A 5,629-nucleotide genomic window follows, 5' to 3' on the forward strand; every position below is an offset into this window, starting at 1 on the left:
CCCCCTTGGAGCTCTGGCAATAACTGTACGCAAGGATCTCACTGGGGAGAAAAAGGATCTGATAGGAGAAAAAGGATTGATCCATCTGGGGCTGGATGGCGACGAAATCGCCCTGGTACGGCGTGGTGCCGTGGTGAAGTCCGACGACCGCTATATCTGCATCCGTGATGGCCAGCTGAAAGTAACCGAACGGCACCCGTATTCGAGCCCAACCGAACCCGACCCATTCCAGATAGAGATAGAAGCCAAGCTGCGGCAGGCACAGCGCCTGGCGGCGCTTGAGGATGTGCGGGGCTTATTGGCTCAATCAGGGGATCCCGCCGCGTGGCTGGCTGCCATGGCGACCACCGGTGCCGGGGATGCACTTGAACTGCTGGATGCATTGGAAGCGGGTGACCTGACCCGGGCCAGCGCCCAACTCGAGCGACTACGGGATAGCGTCAATCTGCACACCTGGCCATTGCCACCCACCGAAGTGCGCCAAGAAGTGCTGACCAATGCTGAATTTTTCGGGGTGATTACCCTATGACGCCATGGGGCCAGAGCAAATCAGTTTGGCACTAGAGAAAACAATCTACACCGTGGTAGAACGGCTTGTCCGCTCCGTAAAGAAGGGCTCATGGCCAAGCCTGAAAAACCGATGTTCCACCACCGTTCAAGGTTCATCGAATGCCCCTGACACCCCCAAAAGAGAGAGGTCTAGCGTAGTCTGTCCTCCCTCTTTTGGGGGGCGACAAGCGAAGCGCGGCAGTTGGTTGGCAAAGAGTGCAGCATGCCCTCTTCTTGATTGAGCCTCTGTCGCATCAAATTGCCTCTTTCTTGGTCTCATCCGCATCTCGTGCCACAATAACGGGCTTATTCATTGTGACGCCAGGAGGATAAATGTCTAAGAAGGCCGCCACGATTGGGGATATAGGTACTGACCATGATGGCTTTGCCCCCAGCCCCATTATTACCGGATCGCCGGATATCATCATCGATAACAAGCCCGCTGCCCGCGTGGGCGACAAGCTGGCTCCGCATACCAAACCAGGCAGCTCCCCCCATGATCGCGCCATCACAACAGGCTCCTCGACGGTGTTTTTCAATGGCCAGCCCGCCGCACTGACGGGAAGTGAAATCGGATGTGGTGGCCTTGTGATCGGCGGCAGTTCGGTATTCATTGGGGATCTTGCACCAGGTGGCGCAGGAGAAGCAGTACAAAATCCCCTGACAACGCCGGAGCTGCTATGTGTGTTTGCCAAGTCTTGCTCGGTACCGCCGACCACCATCGAGGCCGCGACAGGGCCTGAGCCGATCTCACTCTTCGGTCGCGTGCTGGTGCTCGCGCCCATGCCATCCAGCGCCAGCTAAGGGGAATGCAATGTCGAGTGCGATAGCAGGCAGTGCCGCGAAAGAGATCACCCTGGGGCGGCTCTCCGGGAGTGTACCGAGCGAGTTGGGAGCCTGGGCCTTGCGTACCAGTGGGGCCGCGTCCGGTGCCTTTATCATGGCGTTTTGGCCGTCTGATATGGGGGATGGCACGCTCTACACTGATGCGCAGTTGCAGGCAATGAGCCGTGCCGCGACCCGGGTGCGCTTTAGGTTTATCGAGGACGAACAGGGGCGGATGCAGGTCTATGGTATCCACACCAGCGCGGCCTCCGGGATGGACTCGGTATCGGTGGTGCAGGCGCGCCAGGAAGGGAGTGCCGTAGTTGCTGCCATTCCTGGTGGCCCGACCCTGACTTGGTATCCTGATAGTCGTGGAGAAGTCCCGGATGCCAGCAGCTACTACCCGGAGCGTGACGGCTTGGAGGTATCCAACATTCTGGTACGCCCGATCCCGGATGCGCCGGATGCGGAGCTGGAGACCTTCCCGGCGAGTGGTGATGAGCTGCAAGACTGCATCATCACCTTTCCGGTGTCGCTGGGCATCCCGCCGCTTTACCTGGTGTACAGCAAGCCGCCGGTGAAGCTGTTAGAAGTTGATACTTATCGCGGTTTTCAGGGGCGACCCAGAGCCGGAACTCATGCGGATCATATGCCCTCTGCTGCGGCGATTGAACGCTATTTGAGGTTGAGCTTTCCTGAACTGGATGTGCAGGATCTGCAATCCATGAAAAAGGACGTAGCTGCCCTAATTGTGCCTGCATCGGTGCATCAGAAGTGCAGTGAAACCTATGGTGGTCGCAATACTTCAACGCAGATAGATAAAGATGCTAAGGATTTACAGGGGGCAGTGGATCGCAACCTGGATGCCATCAAGAGCTGCTTGCAGGAAGAGGGGTTTAGTGATGTCCAAATCGAGAAGGCCCGGCAGGAAATGCATCAAGTAAACAGAGATCAGGGGTGGTACAAATGACGGTTAATGTGAAGGCGATCATCAATAACTTGGGGCAGACCTACGAAGCCTTATTTGAAGCTGGGTATATCCCCTATAAGACCAAGCCAAAAGGGGATTCAGGTAGCCCTTATTTGTATCTTGAAATGGCGAAAGAGGGGGTTACTCTGACCTTTGATAGAGCATCGAGAAAGATCATCGAAGTTAACTTATCTCTGCTCAAGGAAGGGAAAGATAGTTATGTCTTTCCTAACGAGCTTCCTAGCCCGCTTTGGCCGGATATGTTTCGGCCCCAGGTTAGGGAGAAATTTGGCAATCCGACAAACTCCCACCCCCCGTTCGAGCTGGTAAAGAGGAGGTTTGGTGGAGTTGATCACTATGTTATGAAGGTTGGCGAGCAGCGAGTAAGTATGTTGTTGCACTACACCTTGGCCCAAGTGGTGAAGAGTGTCGCATTTAAGCCAACTGCCTTGGTGCAATGGAAGGAGTTAGATCCATCACTGCTGCTCACATGAGTTTGAGCAGAATCTCCGCTCAGGCATAGCCTGTTTTTTTGTGTATAAAAGCGCCGGAAGTGTGGGCTCTTTCTCTGGTGTCCCAAGTTCTCTCACCGCCTTGGGATACGTGTATATGAGGCGGCTGGATATCAGCAAAACAGAGGGGCGCATGATGCGCCCCTTCTTCATTACCCTTGGTTGAGCCCTTGCAGCAGTAGCTGCCGCCCGTCCGGGCTGAGCGAGTTGATGAGACTCAAGGCTAACTGGCTGGCTGTGCGCCCCGATGGGCTCAACGGATGGCTGTACGACATTTGCGACACCCAGCTGGCCCCACACTGCGCATCCGTACACTGACAATATAAATCCGCTGTGTCACGGCTCAGTCGATGCGTCTTGGTGATGCGCCCCAACTCCCCACATTCCCGACAAAATACCCGCATACTCCCCCCAGTCCCGACGATATAAACCGAGCAATTATATCGGCTAGCTGGGTTTTCATACAGGGGTGGGCACCTCAAGTGAGCGATTGAAATCGACCCATAACCGTCGCGGTAAATTGGCCCCGTTGATGGCATCCTGGATAAGTTCACACAGTGGGATAACCTCATTACGGGCATAAGTCCGATCGTATTGCTCCGGGTTCCCCAACCCCCCACTGCCATTGGCCGGGATGATACCCGCCAGAGCCGCCGGGAAGCGATGCGCCGTCAGCACATCTTGGGCGGTGATCGCCTTGATGGCCGCAAACTCGTCCTTGGTCGCGATGTCCCCAACCGGGATGAGTTTGATACCGTCCGGCTTGCCACCCGGGATATTGACGAACATCGAGCGGAAATTACCAACGCCTTTGGAGCTGGCGATCATATCCTTCATTTCCGCTTCCTGGTCATCATCCATGTTCGGATCCGTGGCATAGAAAATGAACCCCATGTGCGCCCCGTTGAGGAAGTATTTACGCCGAAACATGGTGGCGTCCTGGTTAAGCAAAGCCGACTGCAGGCCCCCCAGGTAATCAGGCTGGCCATACACCTGCTGCACCGGGTCATATTGCGCCAGCCAGATGATGTCATCGGCGCTGTAGTGCTTGTAACTGCCATCGCGCTGCAACATCAGGAAATTACCATCACTACAGCGGCGCACATACAGACTCGATAACGGATAGAGTCCTACCACCTGGCCAAAGCCATTGCGCAGCTTGAGCAAGGCCGCATCACCAAACTGCAGCAGGTTATGCACAAAGGCGGTGATCACCTCCCGGGGCACCCCCTCCCGACTGACAAAGCGCCCGGAGACCATGTTGCGCCTTGCCATCAGGATGGCGCCATGGTGTGCATTGGCGCGGGCGACCTTGGCCAAGCCCTTGCGGTCGATGGGGGGCAGGTAATACTCGCCCCAGGGGCTGTAAAACACATCGGTGTAGTCGGTCATCCAAGCCGTGGGGTCGATGGGCTCGGGAATGGAAAAGCTTACCGCGGATCGGTTGCTGGGAATGGTGGCTGGGGTGGGCCGCTCGGCCCGCTGATAAAAGCGCTGTTTGCGGCTCATGTTTTCCTCGTTTGCTGATGGCCCAGGTGGATTTGCGGCGTCGTGATGTGTCGAGCGGCTCGTTGTCCACCGCATGGGCGATGGCAAAGAACACGTCGGCGTGACCGGTTTCGCTACTGCGCGATGCACGGAACGTCATCTGGCCACCGCCGGTGGTGCTGCGTTTGATGCTCATGAAGGCCAGCGGGATCTCGATGTCCTCCTGATCCCACTCGATACGGTTTGACTCCACCACGTCCACCATTTTCAGCACCAAGCGGGCCTTGCTCTCGACGTTGTAGTTGATGGGAGTAATGGTGGATTTGAAGACTGGCTGCAACAGGTCATAAACCCCGCTGCCGACCCCGGATACGTCGATGCCTAAGTAAGTGACCCGAAACTTCTTGGCAATCTTCTCAATTTCGCTCGCCTGGTAGCGGAAGTTCATGCCGCGCCAGAAGTGTTTCTCCAGCACCCGGAACTTCTCACCTGGGAACAGTGGCGGGGCGACCACCACCAAGGTGGCATTATCGCGGGTACGGCTCGGGTCATAGCCCAACCACACCTCTCGCTTGCCAAACGGCTCAGGGTGCCCTCGGGTGTAATCGCTCCAGGTACTGGTATCCGTCTCGGCTCTCTCCATATCCTGGAACTTGAATACCGAGCTTTCATCATCGACAAAGGCGCACATGTAGAGGTGCTCGAAGACCTCAATCGCGGTCTCTTCGCGCAGCGCCTCGATGTCGATGAGGTTAAAGCCGCTCGACACCGCTTCTTCCAAGGTCAGGATATAGCGCCATACCCGATCTGGGCAGACCCGGCCACCGTCTTTGAGCTCGGCATCGGTTGGGAAGGTTTGCGCCTGGCGCGCGGGATCCTTGCCCTTCCAGTCATCCCCCGTCCACAGCTTGTAACCGCCGTGTGCCTTGCTTGAGGGGGTCGAGAAGAAGGTTTTTCGCCAATGCGACTGCGACCCCATGCCAGCGGCCACATCGGTGACCGCCTTGAAGTTCTTGATCCAGAAGTATTCGTCGGCGTAGAAGTTGCCGGTGTAGCCCTGGGCACTGTTGGCACTGGTCGAGCAGAACACCAGATTGGCCCCGTTGGAGAGCACAATGGGGTTGCCGGTCAGCTCGACCCCCAGGAAAGTACGTGCCAGGTGGACAATGTAGGATCGGAATATCTCGGCCTGGGCCCGGGTGGCCGAGAGGAATACCTGATTACCACCATTGAGCACGGCATCCTCTAGCGCCTCACCGGCAAAGTAGTAAGTCATGCCTATCTG

6 protein-coding genes and 1 pseudogene are annotated in these 5,629 nt (G+C 56.7%); 4 read left to right on the plus strand and 3 right to left on the minus strand.

Features of this window, described 5'->3' with window-relative positions; all coding sequences use genetic code 11:
• From BN1130_RS00695 to BN1130_RS00710, 4 genes are all read left to right on the plus strand, one after another.
• On the plus strand, positions 1-529 hold a 529-nt coding region (locus BN1130_RS00695), incomplete at its 5' end, for a hypothetical protein (RefSeq protein WP_232301902.1).
• Positions 530-882: 353 nt separating this feature from the next.
• Positions 883-1,353: a type VI secretion system PAAR protein gene (locus BN1130_RS21440; RefSeq protein ID WP_084218086.1), complete on the plus strand. Its 471-nt coding sequence runs from the start codon at positions 883-885 to the stop codon at positions 1,351-1,353.
• 10 nt (positions 1,354-1,363) lie between these two features.
• Positions 1,364-2,344, plus strand: a complete 981-nt coding sequence (locus BN1130_RS00705; protein WP_052448153.1) for an S-type pyocin domain-containing protein — start codon at positions 1,364-1,366, stop codon at positions 2,342-2,344.
• Positions 2,341-2,838, plus strand: a complete 498-nt coding sequence (locus tag BN1130_RS00710; RefSeq protein WP_042039642.1) for a DUF6392 family protein — start codon at positions 2,341-2,343, stop codon at positions 2,836-2,838. The genes BN1130_RS00705 and BN1130_RS00710 overlap by 4 nt, the downstream gene beginning before the upstream one ends.
• Positions 2,839-3,008: 170 nt before the next feature.
• Here BN1130_RS00710 and BN1130_RS21445 read toward each other — a convergent pair whose 3' ends face one another.
• The 3 genes and pseudogenes from BN1130_RS21445 to BN1130_RS00720 form a co-directional block, all read right to left on the minus strand.
• Positions 3,009-3,260, minus strand: a complete 252-nt coding sequence (locus BN1130_RS21445; RefSeq protein ID WP_084218087.1) for an ogr/Delta-like zinc finger family protein — start codon at positions 3,258-3,260, stop codon at positions 3,009-3,011.
• 55 nt (positions 3,261-3,315) lie between these two features.
• Complete coding sequence (locus BN1130_RS00715; RefSeq protein ID WP_370736593.1) at positions 3,316-4,248, minus strand: phage portal protein; 933 nt, start codon at positions 4,246-4,248, stop codon at positions 3,316-3,318.
• Positions 4,249-4,366: 118 nt separating this feature from the next.
• Positions 4,367-5,629: pseudogene (locus BN1130_RS00720) on the minus strand (terminase large subunit domain-containing protein); the annotation flags it as partial.

The sequence above is a fragment of the Aeromonas rivuli genome, from assembly GCF_000820045.1.
GTDB classification, from domain to species: Bacteria; Pseudomonadota; Gammaproteobacteria; order Enterobacterales; family Aeromonadaceae; genus Aeromonas; species Aeromonas rivuli.

Excerpts from the sequence above, each read along its gene's own strand:
- BN1130_RS21445 (WP_084218087.1), bottom strand. The coding sequence starts at position 3,260 with ATGCGGGTATTTTGTCGGGAATGTGGGGAGTTGGGGCGCATCACCAAG.
- BN1130_RS00705 (WP_052448153.1), top strand. The coding sequence starts at position 1,364 with ATGTCGAGTGCGATAGCAGGCAGTGCCGCGAAAGAGATCACCCTGGGG.
- BN1130_RS21440 (WP_084218086.1), top strand. The coding sequence starts at position 883 with ATGTCTAAGAAGGCCGCCACGATTGGGGATATAGGTACTGACCATGAT.
- BN1130_RS00715 (WP_370736593.1), bottom strand. The coding sequence starts at position 4,248 with ATGACCGACTACACCGATGTGTTTTACAGCCCCTGGGGCGAGTATTAC.
- BN1130_RS00710 (WP_042039642.1), top strand. The coding sequence starts at position 2,341 with ATGACGGTTAATGTGAAGGCGATCATCAATAACTTGGGGCAGACCTAC.